Raw genomic sequence first — 21,022 nt, 5'->3', positions numbered from 1 at the left:
GCGGCTTGACAGCAGGCAACCCCGACGCCAACCGAACCCGAGGAGAACCCGATCTGGTGCGTGAAACGCACCAAGAGAAGATCACCTAATGTGACTCATCCAAAGCCTGATTTAAGCCGATAGACTAAACGGATCAAGTTTGAAGCGAGGTGACAGTGAACAAGCTGTGGGTTCGACACATCAGAGAGGCTCTTAATACTAACTTTGCGGAACGTATCCAGCTGGAAGATTACAAAAGAGCGAGTGACTCACTCCGAGAAAAGGCATTTTTAACCAGAGCATTGGCAGCCCTTGCCGTACAACGCTTCACAGGACTTCATCCAATAGATGCAGCTAAGACTGTGGTCGACGAAAGTGGAGACAATGGTATAGACGCGATCTGGATCGACGAACCCGGACATCGAATAATAGTTGTTCAGTCAAAATGGGATGGAGCCGGAAAGAAAGGTATCGGCCTAGGCGATTCCAGAAACTTCATCGGAGGATTTAAGGACCTTCTAGATCTTAAATATGACCGTTTCGGTCCGAAGCTTCGCGCTTTTGAGGACCGAATCACCGCAGCTCTCGACGATCCCGAGATTCGTTTCACGCTTATTGTGGCTACAACAGGAACATCCGAACTATCGCCTCCAGTCAGCAACGCCTTCAATGACGTCCTTAGCGAGATGAACGAGGCTCAGCAAATTGTTTCCCTGGAGATCCTCGGAATCAGCGAATTTCACTCACTCATAGTAGAAGGGCTTGATGGCTCAAGGATAGACTTGACAGTAACACTTGAAAATTGGGGAACAACCGGGGAGCCTTACGAGGCGTACTACGGTATAGCTAGCGCAGCTAGTGTGGCAGAATGGTATGAACGACATGGCGACAGACTCTTCTCTCAAAACATAAGAAAATCCCTAGGTGGAACACCCGTAAACGAGTCTCTGGTAGAAACATTGCAGGAGTCACCAGAACATTTCTGGTATTTCAATAATGGGGTAACCGCTTTGTGTCACTCCGTAAAGAAGACGGCACGTCGTGCGTCTTCTCGGACTTTTGGTGATTTTTTTCTGTCTGGAGTTAGTGTTGTAAATGGGGCTCAGACAGTGGCTAGCATTCACAGAGCCTCTAAGATTCTTGGTAGACCAATCGAAGATGCACAAGTTTGGGTTCGGTTCATTTCACTCGAAGGATGCCCAGCGAATTTCGGTTCAGAGGTGACGCGGGCAACGAATACACAAAATTCCGTTGAGAGTCGGGATTTTGTCGCATTAGACGACGAACAGGGTCGACTCCGAACAGAACTCTTGCTGTCTTTGAATAAGAATTACTCAATTAAGAGAGGCGAATCTGTCCCGACACCAGAGGATGGATGCACTGTAGTCGATGCTACCGTTGCGCTTGCATGTGCTAACAGAGATCCACAGTATGCCGTCCTTGCAAAAAGCAAAGTCGGTAGCCTTTGGGAAAATAGACACTCTTATTACAAGAGTATATTTAATCCCAGTGTCGGTCCTTATAGGGTCTGGCGCTGCGTTGAGACTATGCGGGCCGTGGACGCGAAGCTGGAGTCGCTTCAGCGACAACAGTCTTTAGAGGGACGCCCCCAGGCAATTGCACGCCAAGGAAACAGATTGATCTTGCACATAGTGTTTCGCGATATTGATTTGCATCGCGTCGATGATCCAGAGTTTCCCTGGGAAAGCGAACTAGAAAGAGTGCCAAATCTCGCAGAAATGGTGCTATTCGAACTCATCGCTCAAGTCGAGAAGAACTATCCGTCCAGTTACCCAACGAGCCTATTTAAGAATATAGGAAAATGCAAAGTTCTAGCTTCATGTGTTCGAGAAAGGATGCAATCATCCAATTAATTTCAAGTTTTGGCTTGTTCCTTTGTCACTGAACATACCGATCAAATAGCCCAGAACACGTAGCAGCTTCTAGTTCCACTCGTCGCCGTTGACGTCCCACAGCTCCTCGGCGTGCGCCACCACTGGAGGGATGGTCTCCAGCTGAGCGTCCTCGTGCCGCTTGACGGATTCCTGCGCGAGGATTTCCTGTTCCGGGGCCTGGTTGGAGGTCACCTGCGCGCCGTACTGCGCACTCACCAACGCGATCATCAGCGGTACTACCACCAAGGTGACGATCGTCCCGCCGATCGCCCACCACCTCTTCTGATTCCGTACTACAGAGGAGAAACCAGGCTGCCCCGCCCCGTTTAGTTGAGCTCCGGCAGCACGAGGCGGGTGGATAGTGTTCAAGTCCCCCCTCGGACACCAGTGGGTGGGATCCCTCCCACTCGAATACAAGTGGTTTTCCAGTCGACGAGACGGTGCGGCGCGCTGCGCCCACCGTCTCGTCGTGCTTTGTGGCCAGTCCCGCACGGTCAGGGGTGGTGGCCGTGGTTGAGACGTTCGTGCCCGCGGTCGTTCCTCGATCAATGTCCCGGGCCCCGCAGTCGCTGAAGGACCCGCGCAGGGCGATGTCGATCACACGTTTGGCGGCGCTGCCGGGCGAGACGACCATGCTCTACCGAATCGCCGCGCTCGACGAGCGGGGACGGATCGCGGAACAGTCCGTGGTGAATGCCCTCGGCTGGAGTCCGGGTGAACGGCTTCAGTTCGGCCTGATCTCGAACACCGCGATCGCGGTGCAGCCGGACGCCGGTGGGATGTTCACCCTCGCCCGACGAAGCCATATTCCGCTTCCGGTCACCGCCCGGCGGTGGTGCGGCCTGCGGACAGGCGACCGCGTGTTGCTGGCCGCAGCACCAGATCACGGCGTGCTCGTGGTCTACACGATGGGCGCCCTGGACGCGATGGTCGCGGGCTTTCACGCCTCCGCATGCGGGGGTGAGGCGTCACCTACATCACTGGGCCCGTCGAGGGACACGAACAGGCCGCGTTCCTCCATCATGTGCCCTTTCTGCGGCGCGGTCAGTCGAAGAGGGTGAACTCGTGCTCGGGATCCTTGGGCTGGACAGCGGGAGCGAGCTCGATACCGCCTGCCGCCCGGAGGTCGCCCCAGGTGGTCACGCGGAGTTCGGTGACCAGCAGGGAAAACAGCCGTGCAGTTACCAGGACGTCCCAGTCGACTCGGTGCGGTTGTAGGCCGTCTGGCAGGTCGTGGCCGAGGTTGTGGTGTGCGATGAGTGCGCCGAGCTTGTGCGTCGGCAAGAAGGGCCATGCCTTCCGGGCCATGCGCAACGTGTCCAGAGCAACGGGCGGCTGCCAGTCCGGGAGCTTGCGTGCCATCACGCCGAGGTCGACCGTGACGTTGTGCCCGATCGGAACCGCATTGCCCAGGGATGTGCGGACCTCGGCGGCGACTTCGTTGAACGCGGGCTTGTCGGCCACGTCTTCGTCGGAAATCCGGTGCACCTTGCGGGCATACCAGGTGATCGTGCTCTCGGGGCGAACTAGCCACGACACCGGTTCGCCCACGGTGCGCGCCTCAATCGGCACAATGCCCACCTCGACGAGGTCTGGCGGACGCTTACCGTTGCCCTCGACGTCGAGGACAACGAACCACGTGTCCGTCCACAGTGCAGTATCACTCATTCGTCCGGTCTTTCCATCCGATGTCGGCCCGCCTGTGCAGCTGCGGCTTGTGTGGGTGTCGTTGATCGTGGATTTGGAACCCGAGCGCATGCTGCAGGTAGTAGCGCGGCTGTTCGTCCAACCCTCGCAGCACAGCGGCGCGTTCGATGATCTCTACGATCTCGAAGTCTTCCGTGTTCGGGAGGTGCAGCGCAGTCGCTCGGATGGTCTCGTCCGTGGGAATCGTGCGCGCGGACGCGCACAGGTTCAGCTGCTGCACGGGGCAGATGTCGCAGAGCTCCCTAATGCCGTAGTGACCGTTGTAGTCGGCGACACCCAGCCGTAGGCAACGGCGCAGGAGGTCTTCCGGAACGCAGCGCCGCCGTCGCCGTCACGGAACGCGGTGAGAACCCGTTGTTCCAACGTCTCTGGGACGATCTTGCGGCGTGCGGTGTCCTCGTAGGGTTCGGTGTGACCTTGCCGCTGCACCTCGACCAATTGCCCGATCGGCAGGACCGCGGCACGCTCGGCGGCTGCGCCCTGCCGCCCGTCGTGGCCCAGGCTGTTGCACCAAACCCACTCGCCGGCCCGGAACCCGACGGCGTCCGAAGCCACGCGGCCGACGACATCGCGGCCAAGAGCCAACGGCAGCGGGACGGGTGTCACGTAAAGTCCGGAGCGGACGAAGGTGTCGACCGGATTCGCCGAAGTCGCGACGACGTCGACCAGGACGTCACCGGGTCCCGCTACCGGTTCGGGCAGCTCACCGACGCGGATCTCATCCACGCCGCCGAGCCGTTCGACATAAGCCGCACGCACGTTTTCTCCTCTTCAAGAGCGCGGAGCGCCTATTCCAACCCGGCACCGGGTTCAGGCCATAGCGACTAGCATCAGTCCCATGCCGAGCGCCATCAGTCCATCGGCTCCGCTGCTCAGGGTTCGCAGCACCGGGCCGGACGTCCTCGCGCCGTCGATCGCCCGCGCCAGGAACACCAGGCCCGCCACCACGAACAGAACCATCAGCACGAGGGCCACGACAGTCACGTCGGCCGGAACCGCTCCGTCGCCGGGCATCGGCATCCCCGGCATGCCGGTCATGCCGACGTGTGTGCTCATGCCGCCCATGGCTCGGGGCATCACGAACACCATCCACGCCATGGCCGCCATCACCACCACGTGGTGGAGCGCTGTTCCGCGCCCTCCGCGGTAGTCGTGCGCCTCACCGACAAGCGACACGACCAGGAACCACACGGCTGCGAGCCCGAAGAAGACCGTTTGCGGCAGACGAGCGATGCTCATCGTCGCAGGCCACGCCATCGCCACCATCGCCACGCACATCACGACGTGCAGGACGTCGCCGGCGCGGTCCGGGAAAGTCCCGTGCTTGACGCTGCGGTACGCCCAGAACGCGCCGGTGAGCATGAACAACGCCGTCACGATCCAGCGAAGACCGGCCGTCGTGATCATGCAAGCACCTCTCGCCGGCACCTGGCGTTCTCCATCATCAGTTCACTCCACCGTGGACGGTCCTGGTGCGGTTCATCGTCCGGCCGCGCTCTCGGAATTTCCCGGGGACTGGCCGACATCTCAAGGGCGGGGAGGTGGCACGGCTGGGGTTTCCACTCATGAGGTTCCCGTCGAACAGCCGCCGGCCCGCTCCGGTGGCCGGCCATCAGCCGACCGCCCCGGCGAAGTGGAATGCTGTGATGTCCAGCCGGTGGCGGAAGTAGAAGCGGTGCGCGGCCGCGTTGGAGACGCCGGAGTCGAGTTCCAAGCGGACGCACCCACCTCGACGGGCCAGGGCCTCCAGCTCACCCACCAAGCGAGCGCCGACTCCCTGCGACCGCGCGCCCTCGTCGGTGACCAAGTCGTCGACGAACAAGATGCGCCCTCGGCTGGTGACCAGTATGCGGTAGCCGGCCGCGGCCAGTGGCTGCCCGGCCGACGTACAGGCGACCAGGTAACGCAGGCCCTGGCGGTACCCATCCGTCAGCAACTCCCCGAACAGCTCGTCGGTCAACCCGGGCCGGAGCCGACGCAGCAGCGGCAACAAGTCCGCCGCCAGCTTCGGATCGTCGTCCGGCTCGAGTTCCCGGATGTCCAGATCGGCTCCGCGCATGAGCCATAGCTCCCTTGCTCTCCAGCCCACCCGGCGCCCGGGTGGGGCGTCGCCGCGTCCGCGGGCGTGGCCCGGCGCGAACGCAGCGGCGAGTCGGCGATCGGCTCAGTCCCTAGCCGCGAGCTCGAGTTTGCTCGCGAGGAGAGCCGGGTTGGTGAACATCACCTCGTGTGAACCCTCTAGCGTCACCAGGCGGAACACACCCAGTCGGCGGGCGTTGGCCAGATAGCCGTGCTCGGGGTCGCCCGGGGGAAGGGCTGAATCTTCGTCACACAGGACGTAACTGCGGGGAATGCCGGTCAGCGTGTAGAACTCCGAGAGATCGAGCTTCTCGACCGTCGGGCCCAGCGGCTCCGGGGTGAGCATGCCGTAGGTCTCCTGCGCCCGTTCCAGATCGGCGTCCCCGATGAACGCGTCCCGCCAGACCTCGAACGGCAGCATCACCGTGTTGTCACCCGAATGTTCGGCCAGGAGCGGGAACAGCTCCTGGTACGCAGGGGGCGCGTTGTCCAGCACACTCGTCCCGTTCGCAGGGACGAAGGCGTTCAAGAAGACCAGCCGCCGCACCCGGTCCGGCAGGCGTTCGGCGACACGGGCGATCACGCTCCCGCCGAAGCTGTGTCCTACCAGCACGAAGTCGGTGAGGTTGTGGCTGTCAACGTAGTCCGTGATCGAGGCCGTGCAATCGTCGTGAGTCACCTCCCGGGAAACCCCGGCGCCGTGGCCAGCGATGGTCGGACTGTGCACTTCGTGCCCAAGCTTCTCCAGGTGCTCGGCCACATCCGCCCACAGCGACCCGTCGTGCCACGAACCGTGCACGAGAACGAATAGGGGCATTTCAGCTCCTTCAGCGGGACGGGCTGCTAGACACCGGTTTCGGAGGTCGCTTCAGCGAGGCCGTATTTACGCAGCCAGCCCTTGCGGACATCCGGCTCCGGAACGTGATCGATCGTGTACGCGGGCGACAAGAGCTCAACCGCCTCGCTGACCGTGATCTTGATGGCGTGGTTGCACGGCTGGCTGTCACCGTGCATCGACCGCAGCCACGAGCGGATCCACTCGAAATCCGGATGCCCCGCATCGAGGATCTCGGCCGTCCCCCGGAAGCGGAAACCCTTGCGAGCAATAAAGTCCACGACGTTGACCTCGATCGCGGGCTGGTGCCGCAGGTTCTCCACGGTCTGCGGCGAGGCGATGTCCATGAAGATCAGATGCTCGGAGTCCAACACCCGCAACGAGCCTTTCGGCGAGAGGTTGGGAGTCCCGTCAGGACGGACGGTGGCGACGAACATCAGTTTCGCGTCTTCGACGACGTCAGTCATTTCTTGGCTGATCGTGGGCACGGTACACACCTCTTCACGTTTTCCGGACCTGCACGACACTAACCACGTGCCCGCGCAGCGGAAGTCAGAATCTTCTGGGCAGAACCCGGCCGATGCGCCCGGAGCCGACAAGCTCCTGGGCGGCCAAGTTCGTCGGCTGCCTCACGCCACGCTAGCCAGGGTCAAGCGAAGCCACATAGTCCACTTCCCGGCGAGCGCACTGGACCAGTTCGCCTGCCTGGCCGTGTTCTGCCCACAAGAATTGCCGATCCCGCTCCGCGGACGCGTGGTTAGTGTCTGTGGTCAACGCCACCTCCGGGCAGCGACAAAAAGACCGATGCCTCGAGCGCCGTTTCGTAGATACGCGGATCCGGCTTGAGCAAACCCACTTCACCCGACACCACCACCCTGCCGTCGAACGCCGCCAGGACGGGACAGGTGGACCGTGCGATCGGATACGTCTCGGCCGACCAGTTGGTGATCGCGTAGAGCGCGGTCCCGGAAGCGCGCAGCTCACCGATCAGCTCGCCCATTCCCGGGACGACGCCCCTGAGCATCTCGTGCCACTGTTCGTGGAAGGCGCGGATGTAGCTTTCTTACGCCGGATACTCGCGAACGCGTTCCTCGACCGCGAGCGACATCGGCTTCCCGCCGTCGATCTCCTCGTTACACCAGCCGGGGCACACCTCGTCGAGGAAGAACCGCCGCCGGTTCGGGTCGCTGATCAGCCGGTCGAACAGGTACACCCGATGGCAGTCGACGACCACACCTCCGACGTCGAAGATCAGCGCCGGCAATTCGTGGTGAACGGTATCCACCGCCGCGGTGGATACCGGCAGGAACGCGAGGGAGACGAAGAAGTCAAGGCAAGACGCCCGCCCCAGCTCCCATCCTCCTCGCTTCACTAACCATCGTTAAGTTTCCGCGCCGTCCTGCTTGGGGTGTCGACCAGCTTCGGAAGTTTGTCTGGGGTGAGAACGAAATCTGCTCTCGTGATTAGTCTGTTCTGGATAGTGAGTGCGCAGACGAGCACGGTGTGGTCGTCATCGACGAGGATGAATCCTGGACCGCCGTTAACGGTGACCGGAACCAGCCGTTCGTGCGGCTTGATCCGTTGGGCAATGCCAACGAGGTAGCGGGACACGCGCTCGGCCCCGCGCACCGGGTGGCGGGCTGCGGTCACCTTACCGCCGCCGTCGGCGGTGACCTTCACCGAGGGGTCGAGGATCTTCAGCAAGCCGTCGAGGTCGCCCGCGGTGGCTGCGCGGGTGAAGGCGGCAACGGCTTCTTGGTGCTGTCCGGTTTCGACATGCACGCGGGGTGCGCCGACGGCGATGTGTGCGCGGGCGCGGGCTGCGAGTTGGCGGACCGCAGCTGGGGTGCGGCCGACGACGTCGGCGATCTCGTCGTAGGGCAGGCCGAAGAGCTCGCGCAAAGCCCATGACGTGCGTTCGGCCGGGGTCAGCGTCTCCAGCACGACCATCACGGCAAAACTGACGGTTTCGTGGAAGGCGGTCTGTTCAGCCGGATCCTGGTTGGGCGGTTGCTTGCCGATCAGTGGTTCAGGAAGCCACGGCCCGACGTATTCCTCGCGGCGAACGCGCGCCGAGCGCAACACGTCGAGAGCGGCGTGGGCGACGGTGACGGTCGCCCACGCCTCCACGTCGTGGACGTGTTCCTTCTGATCAGCTTTGACCAGGCGCAGCCAGCAGTCGGAGACCACGTCCTCGGCTTCGGCCTGAGTGCCCACGAGCGCATAGGCGATGCGCGTGAGGCGTGCCCGGCATCGGGTGTAGACGGCGGCGAGTTCATCTTCGCGGGTCATCATCGCCCCGCAGTTGTCCGCGCACCGACCAGGTGCTGCTCGAAGGTCTCGTGTCCCCGGGCGTAGTCGTCCCGAGGCAGCAAAGCGACGCCGCACATGTCCTTGCCGCCCAGATTGGGAAGGGCGGCCCGCAGCACAAGCCGCCGCTGGCCACCCGCTGTGATCACGCGGCGGGCCACGTCGACCATCTGCAGTTGCGCCGGCCCGGCCAAGTCTGGCGCGTAACCGGCGGCCCCCTGGCCGACGTGGTGGCTCAGGGCTGCGACCACGACCGGCTGCAAGAGCATCCAGGCCGCCATGGCGATGGACGAGTGGTTTGCGATCAGTTGCTCGGGGAAATCAAACATTTGCGTGGCGCGCAGGATCGTCCACGGCACACAGCCGACGACAACCAATTTCTTCTGAGAGCACTTTCCAAAGTAGTAGCCGAAACCGGCGGTGTTGCTACCCACGACAGACAGCGCGATCAGGTGATCGAGCCTGGCGCGCTGCGCGGCCGCAAGCAAGTTTTTGGTCGCGTGGAGGAAGAAAACGACCGAGGCATTCTTCGTAGTGACCACATTCCTGATGTCGATCACCGTGCGGCAACCGGACAGCTCCTCAGATAAGCCCGCACCAGTGATCAGGTCGGCTTCCGGTGAACGAGCCAGGGCCACTGGATCGTGTTCGGCGGCGCGCAGCTCCATCACTCCGGTGCGTCCTATCAATCCGGTGTCCAAGGCGACCGCGATCTCCATCCGAGTTCCCCTTTCCCTGGGACTACGCGGCGTCATAGCGACGACGCGCGCCTCCAGTGTTGCGACATCAGACGGTCGGCGCCATGTCCAGGCATACTGTTGCGGACGCGGCCCCGCATGCCGTGCCTGCTGGTGCTGCAGGTGCGGTTGTGGTCACCTTTGACCAGGTCTAGGTCGGCAAGGAGCGACTTGGAATCACCAGCCACCCCAACCGAAGGCCGGACACCAGGAACTTGCATACGGTTCCGGGACAGACCGCACGTCCAAACCCAAGCTTTGCAGAGCGCCGACCTGTCTGCGATCGTACGAAGAATCTACAGACAGCGAGATGACCGGAGCCGTGTCCGCACTGACAGTTCGCGAAGCCGCAGAGTGCGTCGGCGTGACCTGACGGAGAATCGCTCGAAGGTGTGACTGCGGCCATGTCACAAACGACGCGTTAGTCTCGTCGTAGAAGTATGACGCACGTCGTTCGCCGAATATGCCTGATACTTCTGATCCTCTACGGCATCTACACAAGACTGTGGGGGTATTTCGCTCCGACATCCTGGTACGCACGCTTCCCCGGCTTCGGCCTCAACTGGCTGCCACCGTTTGGCCCGTACAACGAGCACTTCGTCAAGGACGTCAATGCGATGTACCTCGCGCTGGTCACCTTGACCCTGGCCACGCTCCTCTGGATGGCACGGCAGTCGATGGTGCATCTCACCGGGGCAGTGTGGCTGACCTTCAATGTCCTCCACCTCATCTACCACTCCAGCACCTGCACATGTTCTCACCGAGTGACCGACTCCTCGGCGTCCTGTCGTTAAGTCTGGTCGTGGTGTTCGCAGCGCTGCTGCTCGTCCCCACTCGCGGGAACACCGCACACCCGAGGCCCAACAGTCGCGGTAGGACCGGCCTCGCCACAAGAAACCGGGAGAACTCCTGATCATGTCCCACAACGTGCAAGCAGACCGCCCCCTGACCATCAAGGCCACGATCGACCGCGCATGTTTGGCGATCTTGGTCGCCGTTGCCGCTGGCACCGGGTTCTGGGCGTACTTCGCACCTCGCTTCTGGTACGACGCCTTTCCCGGCTTCGGGCTGAGCTGGTTGCCCCAGCTCGGTCCGTACAACGAACACTTGGCGAAGGACACTGGCGCGATGTTCCTGGCACTGGCCGTGCTCAGCCTACTGGCTCTCTGGCGCGCCACCGACGTGCTGCTCGTGCGCATCGCGGGCGGGACGTGGCTGGTATTCAACGTCCTGCACTTCGTCTACCACATGACGATGCTGCACATGTACACGCCGCGCGACCAGGTGCTCAACGTGCTGACGCTCGGACTGCTGATCATCGTCTCGGCAGCCTTGATCGTGCCCACACCAAGGCGACCACACGCGGACAACTCCTGATGACACCCCGAGGCCGTGCGGGTGTGGTCAGCGTCCTCGCCCGCGCTGGTGTGATGTGGCGTGGAGAAACTCCCTGTTGAGATTCACGATGCTGGTCAACGGGATGCCCTTCGGACAGGAAGCCACGCATTCACCGGTGTTGGTGCAACCGCCGAAGCCTTCGGCGTCCATCGTGTCCACCATGTCGAGCACGCGTTGGGCGCGTTCGGGCTGTCCCTGTGGCAGCGAGTTGAGGTGGGCGACCTTGGCCGAGGTGAACAACATCGCCGAACCGTTGGGGCAGGCGGCCACGCACGCGCCGCAACCGATGCAGGTGGCGTTGTCGAAAGCGGTGTCCGCGGTCGGCTTCTCCACCGGGGTGGCGTGCGCTTCGGGAGCGGCGCCGGTGGGCGCGGTGATGTAGCCACCGGCCTGGATGATGCGGTCGAAGGCGGAGCGGTCCACCACGAGGTCCCTGATGACCGGGAAACCCCGGGCACGCCAGGGTTCGACGTCGATCACATCGCCATCGGCGAAGGCGCGCAGGTGGAGTTGGCAAGTGGTGGTCTGCTCCGGGCCGTGGGCACGTCCGTTGATCACCACTCCGCAGGCCCCGCAGATGCCTTCCCGGCAATCGTGGTCGAAGGCCACCGGCTGCTCGCCGCGCTCGACGAGGTCCTCGTTGAGCACGTCGAGCAGCTCCAGGAACGACATGTCGGGGCTGAGTCCCTCGACGGTGTAAGCGACAAGACGACCTTCGGAAGCCGGGCCTGGCTGCCGCCAGACTCGCACGGTGAGCTTCATGTGTAACTCCGCTGGGTGGGGTGGACGTACTCGAAGTTCAGGGGTTCGGTGTGCAGCACAGGGGCCGCTCCGTATTCCCAGGCAGCCACGTGGGCGAAGCGCTCGTCGTCGCGGCGGGCCTCGCCGTCGGGGGTCTGGTACTCCTCGCGGAAGTGCCCGCCGCAGGACTCCTCGCGCACCAGCGCGTCAACCAGCATCAGCTCCGCCAGTTCCAAGAAGTCCGCGACCCGTCCTGCCTTCTCCAGCTCCTGGTTGAGCTCGTAGCCGCTGCCGGGCACCCGTACCGAACGCCAGAACTCCGCACGCAGTTCCGGTACGCGCTCCAGGGTCTTGCGAAGACCGGACTCGGTGCGGGACATACCGCAGTGGTCCCACATCAGTTGCCCCAGCTCGCGGTGGAACGAATCCGCGGTTCGGGTCCCATCCACTGCCAGCAGCCGGGCCAGCCGGTCTCGCACCTCGGTCTCCACTCGTCCGACCGCTGGCGTGCTGGGGTCGATGTCGGCGAGGTCGGTGCGGCCGAGGTAATCGTTGAGCGTCGTCGGCAACACGAAGTAGCCGTCAGCAAGGCCCTGCATGAGAGCCGAGGCGCCAAGTCGGTTCGCGCCGTGATCCGAGAAGTTGGCCTCGCCGATCACGAACAGCCCGGGGATCGTGCTCTGCAGGTCGTAATCGACCCACAGCCCACCCATCGTGTAGTGGATCGCAGGATAGATGCGCATCGGGACGTCGTACGGGTTCTCCGCGGTGATGCGCTCGTACATCTCGAACAGGTTGCCGTACTTGGCAGTCACGACTGGACGGCCGATGCGCTTGATGGCGTCGGTGAAATCCAGGTACACACCCAGCCCACCCGGCCCCACGCCGTATCCGGCGTCGCACACGTTCTTCGCGGCCCGCGAGGCGATGTCGCGCGGGACGAGGTTGCCGAAACTGGGATACATCCGCTCCAGGTAGTAATCGCGCTCGCCTTCCGGAATCTCGGCCGCGGGCCGAGGATCGTTCTTGGTCCTGGGCACCCAGATCCGTCCGTCGTTGCGCAACGACTCGCTCATCAATGTGAGCTTCGACTGGTGCTCTCCGGAACGCGGGATGCACGTCGGATGGATCTGGGTGAAGCACGGATTGGCGAAATAGGCGCCGCGCTTGTGGGCACGCCAGATCGCCGTGGCATTGGATCCCATCGCATTGGTGGACAGGTAGAAGACATTGCCGTACCCACCCGTGGCCAGCACAACGGCATCGGCCAGGTGCGTGGTGACCTCGCCGGTGACCAGGTCACGGGCCACGATCCCGCGGGCGCGTCCCGCCACCACGACCAGGTCGAGCATCTCGGTTCGCGCGTGCAACTCGACGTTACCGGTGTCGATCTGCCGCGACAGCGCCTGGTAGGCACCGAGGAGCAACTGCTGGCCGGTCTGCCCCCGAGCGTAGAAGGTGCGCTGCACCTGCACGCCACCGAAGGATCGGGTGTCGAGGAGTCCGCCGTACTCACGAGCGAACGGCACCCCTTGGGCGACAGCCTGATCGATGATCTGCCCCGACACCTGCGCCAGGCGGTACACATTGGACTCCCGTGATCGGAAGTCGCCGCCTTTCACCGTGTCGTAGAACAGCCGACGCACCGAGTCACCGTCGTTGCGGTAGTTCTTCGCCGCGTTGATCCCTCCTTGCGCGGCCACCGAATGCGCCCGCCGCGGCGAATCCTGGAAGCAGAACTGCACGACCGAGTAGCCCTGCTCAGCCAGTGTCGCTCCCGCCGACGCCCCAGCCAGCCCGGTGCCCACCACGATGATGCGATGCTTGCGCCGGTTGGCCGGGTTCACCAACTTCGCCGAGAACTTCCTGGCCTCCCACCGGCTCTCGATCGGACCGTCCGGCGCCGTCGCATCGGCGATGGGCTCCCCCACCAGATAATCAACCACGTCAACCCACCCATCCGGTCATCACCGAGATCGGAATGCTCAAGAACCCGGCCGTCAAAACGAACGCAAGAGCCGAACCCGCGAAGGCCAACACCCGCTCCCGTGCGGCCGTCGCGACACCGATCGTTCGCAGCGCACTGTGAAACCCGTGGTTGATGTGCAACCCGACCATGAGCACGGCGACGATGTAGATGACATCGACCCACCACACCTGGAAGTCCGCGACGACGTTGTGGTACGGATCGCCTTCCCGGAAGTCCCGATTCGCCACGCCGACCGTCAGGTCGAGGATGTGCCAAACGAGGTACATGCCGACGATCACACCGCCCCAACGCATCGTCCGGGTGGCATACGACGCCCGCAACCGCTGTCTGTGGCGGTACCGAGCAGGCCGGGCGCGAAGATCCCGTTTGGAAAGCTGGACCGCAGCGGTCAGGTGAGCGATGAGCGCGATGAAAAGGGCACACCGCATGATCCACAGGAACCACCCGTGGTGCAGCACCGGCTGCCCGATCGTCCGCAGCCACGCGGCGTACCCGTTGAAATCCTCGGGGCCGAAGAAGATCTTGAGGTTGCCGACCATGTGCGCCACGAGGTATGCCAGCATCGCGAAGCCGGACGCGGCCATCACGATCTTCTTACCTATGCTGGAATCCCAGAAAATCCGCGACGACGAAGTCCTGCGCGGAATTCCGGGACTGGAACCGGCGGTGACAGCACCGCCCGGCCGATCTCGCGTGATGCTCATGACATTGATTCCGATCACTGTCGCAGATGGACACAACCCGGCCCCCGACGAACGTGGACCCATATCGTCAGGATTTCCGCAGGGTTGCTCTCAGCAGGTTTAAACCGGGGGTCAGCACCCCCGCAACGGCAAGTGCGGCTGCTCACACGAGGTGTCCCGCATTCCTGAAGGTCATCAGAACTGGCCCACGAAAATATCCCGCAAGTGGCCCACGATCGGCGTTTGCACCCCACTGGTCCACGTACTCACGTGTGGTGACAGGTGTCACGAGGATTGGTGCCCCTACTGCATTCCACGGCCTGCCGAGATGAACTGGTGCACGTTCTCGCACAGCGACTGGACCACGCAACGCCCTCAGCACGGACTTAGCGTGTCCACATGGGATCAAACGATGCGGAAAGGGCCCCGGAGCATCAGCCGCGACTGAACATCGCTGGCCTCGCACCCGAGGTATACAAGGCGATGGTCAAGTTGGACACGGTGGTGTGCAAGGGCGTCGACCCGACCGTTCTGGAACTGGTGAAGATCAGGGCCTCGCAGCTCAACCACTGCGCCTTCTGCCTGGACATGCACACCAAAGACGCGCTCGCCGCCGGAGAATCCGTAGCACGGATCATCCAGCTATCCGCCTGGGAGGAGTCCCAGCACTTCTACTCGCCCAAGGAGATCGCCGCGATCGAGCTCACCGACGCGATCACGGTCCTCACCGATGGTTTCGTACCGGATGAGGTCTACGACCACGCCGCCAAGCACTTCGACGAGGCGGAGTTGGCGTATCTGATCGCGGCCATCACCACGATCAACGCCTGGAACCGGTTCGGCGTCACAGCTCGGGGCGTCCCCGGCCACTACACACCAGGCACCACCGCCCACTGACCTCGCGCGTCAAACCGCCCGGTGCTCACTTCGGTCGAGCTCCGGGCATTTCCGACGCACGCCACCGCGCGCTCGCAACTGTCACGTTCTGCCCGGCTGCGTCGTCCTAGCGATGACAGGCGGCACCCGCGAACTCGAAAGACCGAGTGTGGGGAAATGCGGCGAGCAGTGGCGGGAGGGACAGGCGTGGCAGGGGCAAGCCTTCGCCGAGTGGCTGGCCGAGGAGGCCGTGGAAGGACGGCATCGAGCACCACTTCAGCTCGGGAGCACCTTGGTAAAGCACTGGGCACGGACCTGCACCTCGATCTCGAACGGGATGGTTTGGGCGTTCGCGCCAGCCTGATCGAGGCATTGCGCGAGACGGTGCGTACCGGTCGCCTCCCGCCCGGCGCTTCTCTGCCGTCGTCACGCACGCTCGCCGCAGACCTCGGGCTAGCGCGCAACACAGTCGTCAGCGCCTACACGGAGTTGGTTGCCGAAGGTTTGCTCACTGCGCGACAGGGCGCGGGGACGCGCGTGGCTCGTCGGCCCGCCGCACCCGCAACTCACGCCCGCCCACGCTCGGCCGGGCCGTTGCACGACCTGCGGCCCGGACTGCCCGACGTTTCGTCCTTTCCGCGCGCCGAGTGGCTACGCGCGACGCGGCGCGCATTGGCTTCAGCCCCGGATCAAGCGTTCGGATACAGCAATCCTCGGGGCAGCATCGAGCTGAGAACCGCATTGGCGAACTACCTCGCGCGCACCCGCGGTGTCCGCACCGATCCGAGTCGCATCGTGATCTGTTCAGGCGCGATGCACGGGCTCACGCTGCTGGGAGCCGCGCTCCAGGCACGGCAAGTGCGGTCGGCCGCCGTGGAGTCCTACGCCCTGGACATCCACCGCAACATCCTGGCCAAGGCAGGACTCCGGACACCCGCCGTCGAACTCGACGGCTACGGAGCCAAGACCGACACGCTCCGTCAACTCCCCGAGACCGGCGCCGTGCTGCTGACCACCGCCCATCAGTTCCCAACCGGTGTCGCACTGCACCCTGATCGGCGAGCGGCCGTCATCGACTGGGCACGCACGGTCGACGGTACGGTCATCGAGGATGACTACGACGGCGAATTCCGCTACGACCGCCCGCCCGTCGGTGCGCTGCAGAGTCTGGATCCGGAGAGAGTCATCTACCTGGGTACGACCAGCAAAGCGCTGGCCCCCGGACTGCGCCTGGGTTGGATGGTGCTGCCCGAACACCTCGTGGGCGAGGTCGAAAGAACCAAAGGCGAGGCCGATTTCATATCCAGCGCCCTCAACCAACTCGTACTGACCGAATTCCTCAACTCCGGAGCCTACGACCGGCACGTGCGCGCGAGGCGACTCGCCTACCGGCGCAGGAGGGATCAGCTAGTCGATGCCTTGGCCACCCATGCTCCGCATATCCGGGTCACCGGGATCGCGGCTGGGTTGCACGCCGTTCTCGAACTGCCCACCGACACCGAGCAGGCCGTCCTGCGTTCAGCAGCTTGGCACCGCCTCGCCATCCAGGGAATCAGCAGATTTCGCCACCCATCGGTCGCAAAGGGACGAGACGCACTCGTGATCGGCTACGCGACACCCTCGAACAGCGCTTGGACCGGAGCGCTCGACGCACTCTGCGGAGTCCTGCGCTCGTTGTAATGGCTCGCAGGACAGTAGACCCGTCAACGACCCGGTTCACCAAACCCCTATGCGGTACAGATGCGGTCGACCACGCAACGCACGCCGAAAGACAAGGGTCTCGCGCCACACCGACGGGCAATACGTCAGTCACTCCGAATCTTGGATCACGAACCCAGACAGCAACGCCCAGCAAACGATGACCATCCCCGGCCCTCGATGTGTCCCTTGAAGATCACCAACCGTGTGAAATCAGCCGACTGTTCAATCGCACCACATGCCCCGTCCAACACACCCTTGACCACATCCCGCACTGGTCACGATGGCGGAGAATCAGTCAGTCTGAAGTCAATCGGAGATGCGGGCATCACGACCTGTCGTTGCAGTACTGAAACTGATGGACCTTGCTTCGACGGTCTCCGATGTCACATCGCGGCGCGCTGTCTCGTCTTCATCGCAGGTGTGGAACATGCGCACGATTGGGACAAGGAACCAGGAGTTTGTCGTGAGTGACGAAGCGGTGCTAGCAGCCGCCTACACGCGAGCACGTCCTCGACTGGTGAGAATCGCTTACGCCGTAACGGGCAGCCATGCCGAGGCCGAGGACGTCGTGTCCGACTCCTGGCCGCGATTGGTGGCAGCAGACGCGAACGAACCGGTGCAGGACGTCGAGGCGTGGGCCACCGTCGTTGTGGCCCGACGCGCTCTGTACACACTGCGCTCCGCCCGCGCACGCAGGGAGACCTATGTCGGACCATGGCTTCCGGAGCCCTGGCTCGAAGTTCCTTCACCAGACCCTGCCGACCGGGCAACCCTTGATGACTCGGTCAGCTACGCATTGTTGGTGGCGCTCGAAACGCTCAGCCCGGCCGAGCGCACCGCCTGGGTGCTCCACGACTTGTTCGGCATGGAGTTCGCCGAGGTCGCTCGAATTATCGGGCGCACCCCAGCCGCAGTGCGACAGCTCGCCGACCGAGCCCGCAAGCACGTGGTCGCCGGTACCCCTCGCGTAGAGGTCGACCCCGCCACGCACGAAGCAGTGGTGGACGCGTTCAGGCGCGCAACCGCCGAGGGCGATATAGCCACGCTGATGACGGTCCTCAATCCCGCCGTGACTCTCACCAGCGACGGTGGCGGGCAGGTGCGGGCAGCCCGCCGACCCGTACACGGAGCCGATCGGGTCGCACGAATGATGGTGGGCCTATCGAAACAGATGGGATCAAAACACCAACCCATGCCGGTGCTGATGAACGGTGCTCCCGGCCTCGCGATGCTTGAGCGTGACGAGTACGACCTCGTGATCTCCTTGACGCTCAACCGTAAACGCATATACAGGGTCGACATCATCCGCACCCCAGACAAACTGACCTTGCTCCACGAGACTTTCTGCGCCTCCGTAAGCCATGTCCCCGCAGATCGCCCCAATCAGACAAGTTCTCCGAAATCGCGGAATGGACAGCGGTAAAGGACAACTCGACTCCAGCTGTCGCGACGGCAGCGGTAGTGATCAGCGCATGGCGTTCCACCGGTGTGTCAGACGACTTCCTGGCCAAGTTGTTGACAGTGGACAAATAACGACGAGACCCATCCTCCTCGTCATCGACCAAGTACACCACGATCTCGAAACACTGGTAGGTGATAGCACGGCTCTCTCGCCGGCCGTAGTTACCAGTGACGGCGCCATACATTGCACCAACCGCCATCCCAGACTAGTGCTCGGTTCGGGGCTGGGAACCACAGGACCACGCCGAAGGCAGTCGAGCATCGCGCGAGGAAGAGCGGAGGACCTTGACGTTCGATCGAGAACACGACCTATCCATAGACCAGGTCATGGCTGAGCGTCGTCTTCTGAACGAGCTCGCGTTTCTCATGCTTGGGTCCGAGAAGTCCGCCGAGCACGTCGTTCGGATGACATATCTGCGCTGGTACTTCACGGCCGACGAGGAAAAATCGCCGTCCTCCCCGCCACGATGGTGGCTCATCCGATCCGTTTCCAGAGCCTGCCTACGAATTCTCAAGTCTTCGCCGAGCGGCGCCGATGGCGACGCCGAGGACGGCAAACCAACGGGTAACGCTGTAGTCTGAGCCGACCCTTCTCTTGGACGGAGTAATCACCGGACATCTCTGTTCGATGATTGTGGCCGGCAGTCCGCCGCTTGAGAGGAGATCGACGACACTCCCGACATACCCGAAGATCACCATCCTGCCCGATATCAGGACGACCGACTGGAACATTCAGATGGGGTCAACAGTGATCGTCAACGGCGGTCAGCGAATCCGCTTTGTAGACCACGAATCCGCAACGTGGGGCGCCATCAGCGCCAATCGGGCCACTTCTCGTGCACTTGTACGCACAAGAGTTCCCTGCCTTGTGATCACTACAGCAGTAGTCACGACGACTGACGTCGATGTGTTGTTCATCACGATCCACTGCTAAATTTCAGGTGATCAGCTTAGCTGATGCGCTCTGCAGGAGTGTGGAGCCCGAGACTCCGAACTTTTTCGGTACAAGGCAAGTTTCTCTGGCGCCCGGACGATATCCACCCTGGAGATTCGGCTCCGTTCGAACGTTAGAGAGATCACGAAGTAGAACTCATCACATTCGAGCGCTGCGAGGCCGGGAGCACCGTTAACCATCACTGGCATCGGTTGGTGTTTATAGTCCACCAGACTCGCCAGACTCACGAGCATTCGTGCGACCCGGTCCGCTCCGTGCACGGGCCGGCGGGCTGCGCGCACCTGGGCGCCACCGTCGCTGGTGAGAGTCACGGCGGGATCAAGCACCGTCATCAGGGCGGGTAGGTCGCCCTTGATGGTGGCGCGATTGAACGCGTCCACCACTGCCCGATGCGTGGCAAGATCGACCACGCGAGAGGTACGGGCGGCCACGCGCTTCCGGGCGCGGGCGGTGAGTTGTCGCAACGCCGCGGTGTTGCGCCCGACGACTTCAGAGATGTCATTGAGTTCCATGTCAAACAGGTCATGGAGTACCCAGGCGGTGCGCTCGGTCGGGCTGAGTGTTTCGAGCACCACCATCAGTGCGAAGCTGATCGAGTCATCAAGGCTCGCACGGTCGGCAGAGTCTGGCAGAGGTGCTTCGAGCCACGGCTCCGGAAGCCATGGCCCGATATACGTTTTCCGGTGTGCGCTGGCGGAGCGCAGTGTGTACAGAGCGCGTCGGGCAACAACGAAGGTGGCCCACGCCTCGACGTCCTGCACCGGTTCGTCCGCGTCTGCTGCCACCAGAGCTAGCCAGCAGTCGGACACGACGTCCCCGGCTTTGGCGTAGCTGCCTGTCACGGCGTAGGCGATCCGCAATAGCCGATGGCGTGCCCGCGTGTAGGCGGCTGCGAGTTCCACTTTATCGCTCACGACCGGCTCCTGGTGGAGGCATCTACCTCTGCCTGCCCGCATTTCCAGCATCACACCTCTCTATGCCTCAACCGTGCGGATGTTCCGCACCCTCGCTGGAGACGAGGCCACGCGCCGGTATGTGACATCGGGAGCTTCGGCGAAGCCGTCGTCCCGCCACCCTTGTGCCCACTAGGAGCCGGTCACCATGCGGTCATAGAAGGCAAGCCGTGACGTCGCGGAGGGTCCTGACATCTCTCGACCACCAGGCCAACCGCTAGGCAGGGACTGGTAATCGACCCATGGGACTAAACGGATATCGCGTCGTTCAGTGTCCGTTGGGCGGGCGCTTGCCGGTTGACGATATGTGGCGCACGCCACGCCGAACTCGTACTTATTCGGACAATGCGATGTCACGTTTGACGACACCCGGATCGGTCATATCAGGAACTCCGCGATAAGTACGACGAAGCAGACAAAGAGATACACGTACGTATGCGTGTGGCGCTGCAGGGCATGCTCCTCGTGTGCCTGCCCTGCCCGTTGTGGTTTTCCTCACAGGGAAGGGTTTAGACGAGGCACTCAGGGAAGTCGACAACGTGTCAGTAACGTGGCCGCGATCGAGCTGTCAACGGCAGCTGAATCTATTCACGCGCCGTCGACACGAGCGAGACATGTCCATCGCTTGCTTCGAGACCACTGGGCGGGCGAAACCTGCTTGCAGCCAAGGAACGGCAAGGATGACGTGCAGACGTCCGGCGTGCCCTCGGCGTTTTGAACGC

At 62.8% G+C, this 21,022-nt stretch carries 24 protein-coding genes; 8 read left to right on the top strand and 16 right to left on the bottom strand.

Annotated elements, in window-relative coordinates; genetic code table 11:
* Window positions 1–155: 155 nt before the first annotated feature.
* Window positions 156–1,853, top strand: a complete 1,698-nt coding sequence (locus ACTWQN_RS17000; protein WP_443204457.1) for an AIPR family protein — start codon at window positions 156–158, stop codon at window positions 1,851–1,853.
* 69 nt (window positions 1,854–1,922) lie between these two features.
* Here the strand turns inward: ACTWQN_RS17000 and ACTWQN_RS16995 are convergent, their stop codons facing one another.
* Entirely contained in the window at window positions 1,923–2,117 is a 195-nt protein-coding gene (locus tag ACTWQN_RS16995; protein WP_443204456.1) for a hypothetical protein, read from the bottom strand.
* Between the two features lie 362 nt (window positions 2,118–2,479).
* Here ACTWQN_RS16995 and ACTWQN_RS16990 point away from each other — a divergent pair, with 362 nt between their 5' ends.
* Window positions 2,480–2,935, top strand: a complete 456-nt coding sequence (locus ACTWQN_RS16990) for a hypothetical protein (RefSeq protein ID WP_443204455.1) — start codon at window positions 2,480–2,482, stop codon at window positions 2,933–2,935.
* On the opposite strand, the gene ACTWQN_RS16985 is transcribed toward ACTWQN_RS16990, so the two are convergent.
* From ACTWQN_RS16985 to ACTWQN_RS16935, 11 genes are all read right to left on the bottom strand, one after another.
* Window positions 2,919–3,542, bottom strand: coding sequence for a 3'-5' exonuclease (locus ACTWQN_RS16985; RefSeq protein ID WP_443204454.1), 624 nt, complete (start codon window positions 3,540–3,542; stop codon window positions 2,919–2,921). The two genes, ACTWQN_RS16990 and ACTWQN_RS16985, sit on opposite strands and share 17 nt — an antisense overlap.
* On the bottom strand, window positions 3,535–3,801 hold the full coding sequence (locus ACTWQN_RS16980) for a hypothetical protein (RefSeq protein ID WP_443204453.1): 267 nt from the start codon (window positions 3,799–3,801) through the stop codon (window positions 3,535–3,537). Before ACTWQN_RS16980 ends, ACTWQN_RS16985 begins: the two co-directional genes overlap by 8 nt.
* Window positions 3,789–4,340 carry an alcohol dehydrogenase catalytic domain-containing protein gene (locus tag ACTWQN_RS16975; RefSeq protein ID WP_443204452.1) on the bottom strand — a complete coding sequence of 184 codons (552 nt, stop codon included), beginning with the start codon at window positions 4,338–4,340 and terminating at the stop codon, window positions 3,789–3,791. The genes ACTWQN_RS16980 and ACTWQN_RS16975 overlap by 13 nt, the downstream gene beginning before the upstream one ends.
* Before the next feature lie 51 nt (window positions 4,341–4,391).
* Complete coding sequence (locus ACTWQN_RS16970; protein WP_443204451.1) at window positions 4,392–4,988, bottom strand: DUF5134 domain-containing protein; 597 nt, start codon at window positions 4,986–4,988, stop codon at window positions 4,392–4,394.
* A gap of 205 nt (window positions 4,989–5,193) precedes the next feature.
* Window positions 5,194–5,640 carry a GNAT family N-acetyltransferase gene (locus tag ACTWQN_RS16965; protein ID WP_443204450.1) on the bottom strand — a complete coding sequence of 149 codons (447 nt, stop codon included), beginning with the start codon at window positions 5,638–5,640 and terminating at the stop codon, window positions 5,194–5,196.
* Between the two features lie 105 nt (window positions 5,641–5,745).
* On the bottom strand, window positions 5,746–6,477 hold the full coding sequence (locus ACTWQN_RS16960) for an alpha/beta hydrolase (protein ID WP_443204449.1): 732 nt from the start codon (window positions 6,475–6,477) through the stop codon (window positions 5,746–5,748).
* 26 nt (window positions 6,478–6,503) lie between these two features.
* Window positions 6,504–6,983: a pyridoxamine 5'-phosphate oxidase family protein gene (locus ACTWQN_RS16955; RefSeq protein ID WP_443204448.1), complete on the bottom strand. Its 480-nt coding sequence runs from the start codon at window positions 6,981–6,983 to the stop codon at window positions 6,504–6,506.
* Between the two features lie 269 nt (window positions 6,984–7,252).
* Window positions 7,253–7,495: an HAD family hydrolase gene (locus ACTWQN_RS16950; protein ID WP_443204447.1), complete on the bottom strand. Its 243-nt coding sequence runs from the start codon at window positions 7,493–7,495 to the stop codon at window positions 7,253–7,255.
* Between the two features lie 63 nt (window positions 7,496–7,558).
* Window positions 7,559–7,867, bottom strand: a complete 309-nt coding sequence (locus tag ACTWQN_RS16945) for a hypothetical protein (protein ID WP_443204446.1) — start codon at window positions 7,865–7,867, stop codon at window positions 7,559–7,561.
* Entirely contained in the window at window positions 7,867–8,790 is a 924-nt protein-coding gene (sigJ, locus tag ACTWQN_RS16940) for an RNA polymerase sigma factor SigJ (RefSeq protein ID WP_443204445.1), read from the bottom strand. The genes ACTWQN_RS16945 and sigJ (ACTWQN_RS16940) overlap by 1 nt, the downstream gene beginning before the upstream one ends.
* Complete coding sequence (locus ACTWQN_RS16935; protein WP_443204444.1) at window positions 8,787–9,524, bottom strand: SDR family oxidoreductase; 738 nt, start codon at window positions 9,522–9,524, stop codon at window positions 8,787–8,789. Before ACTWQN_RS16935 ends, sigJ (ACTWQN_RS16940) begins: the two co-directional genes overlap by 4 nt.
* Window positions 9,525–9,982: 458 nt before the next feature.
* Between ACTWQN_RS16935 and ACTWQN_RS16930 the strand changes: the two genes are divergently transcribed.
* Complete coding sequence (locus ACTWQN_RS16930; protein WP_443204443.1) at window positions 9,983–10,336, top strand: hypothetical protein; 354 nt, start codon at window positions 9,983–9,985, stop codon at window positions 10,334–10,336.
* A gap of 121 nt (window positions 10,337–10,457) precedes the next feature.
* Window positions 10,458–10,919 (top strand): hypothetical protein, encoded by a 462-nt coding sequence (locus ACTWQN_RS16925; protein ID WP_443204442.1) that lies wholly within the window; start codon window positions 10,458–10,460, stop codon window positions 10,917–10,919.
* Between the two features lie 27 nt (window positions 10,920–10,946).
* Here ACTWQN_RS16925 and ACTWQN_RS16920 read toward each other — a convergent pair whose 3' ends face one another.
* The 3 genes from ACTWQN_RS16920 to ACTWQN_RS16910 are packed head-to-tail and all read right to left on the bottom strand — an operon-like array spanning window position 10,947 to window position 14,375.
* Window positions 10,947–11,702: a succinate dehydrogenase/fumarate reductase iron-sulfur subunit gene (locus ACTWQN_RS16920; protein WP_443204441.1), complete on the bottom strand. Its 756-nt coding sequence runs from the start codon at window positions 11,700–11,702 to the stop codon at window positions 10,947–10,949.
* Window positions 11,699–13,627, bottom strand: a complete 1,929-nt coding sequence (locus ACTWQN_RS16915; RefSeq protein WP_443204440.1) for a fumarate reductase/succinate dehydrogenase flavoprotein subunit — start codon at window positions 13,625–13,627, stop codon at window positions 11,699–11,701. Before ACTWQN_RS16915 ends, ACTWQN_RS16920 begins: the two co-directional genes overlap by 4 nt.
* Window position 13,628: 1 nt before the next feature.
* A complete protein-coding gene (locus tag ACTWQN_RS16910; RefSeq protein ID WP_443204439.1) occupies window positions 13,629–14,375 on the bottom strand; it encodes a succinate dehydrogenase cytochrome b subunit in 747 nt (248 codons plus the stop codon).
* A gap of 378 nt (window positions 14,376–14,753) precedes the next feature.
* Between ACTWQN_RS16910 and ACTWQN_RS16905 the strand changes: the two genes are divergently transcribed.
* From ACTWQN_RS16905 to ACTWQN_RS16890, 4 genes are all read left to right on the top strand, one after another.
* A complete protein-coding gene (locus ACTWQN_RS16905) occupies window positions 14,754–15,251 on the top strand; it encodes a carboxymuconolactone decarboxylase family protein (protein WP_443204438.1) in 498 nt (165 codons plus the stop codon).
* 210 nt (window positions 15,252–15,461) lie between these two features.
* On the top strand, window positions 15,462–16,910 hold the full coding sequence (gene pdxR / locus ACTWQN_RS16900; RefSeq protein WP_443204437.1) for a MocR-like pyridoxine biosynthesis transcription factor PdxR: 1,449 nt from the start codon (window positions 15,462–15,464) through the stop codon (window positions 16,908–16,910).
* A gap of 484 nt (window positions 16,911–17,394) precedes the next feature.
* A complete protein-coding gene (sigJ, locus tag ACTWQN_RS16895; RefSeq protein ID WP_443204436.1) occupies window positions 17,395–18,354 on the top strand; it encodes an RNA polymerase sigma factor SigJ in 960 nt (319 codons plus the stop codon).
* 365 nt (window positions 18,355–18,719) lie between these two features.
* Window positions 18,720–18,974 carry a sigma-70 family RNA polymerase sigma factor family protein gene (locus tag ACTWQN_RS16890; RefSeq protein ID WP_443204435.1) on the top strand — a complete coding sequence of 85 codons (255 nt, stop codon included), beginning with the start codon at window positions 18,720–18,722 and terminating at the stop codon, window positions 18,972–18,974.
* Between the two features lie 363 nt (window positions 18,975–19,337).
* Here ACTWQN_RS16890 and ACTWQN_RS16885 read toward each other — a convergent pair whose 3' ends face one another.
* Complete coding sequence (locus tag ACTWQN_RS16885) at window positions 19,338–20,261, bottom strand: sigma factor (RefSeq protein ID WP_443204434.1); 924 nt, start codon at window positions 20,259–20,261, stop codon at window positions 19,338–19,340.
* Window positions 20,262–21,022 lie beyond the last annotated feature (761 nt).

The organism is Saccharopolyspora antiqui (genome assembly GCF_052246905.1).
Taxonomy (GTDB): Bacteria; Actinomycetota; Actinomycetes; order Mycobacteriales; family Pseudonocardiaceae; genus Saccharopolyspora.
This window is presented reverse-complemented; position numbering and strand designations above follow the sequence as displayed.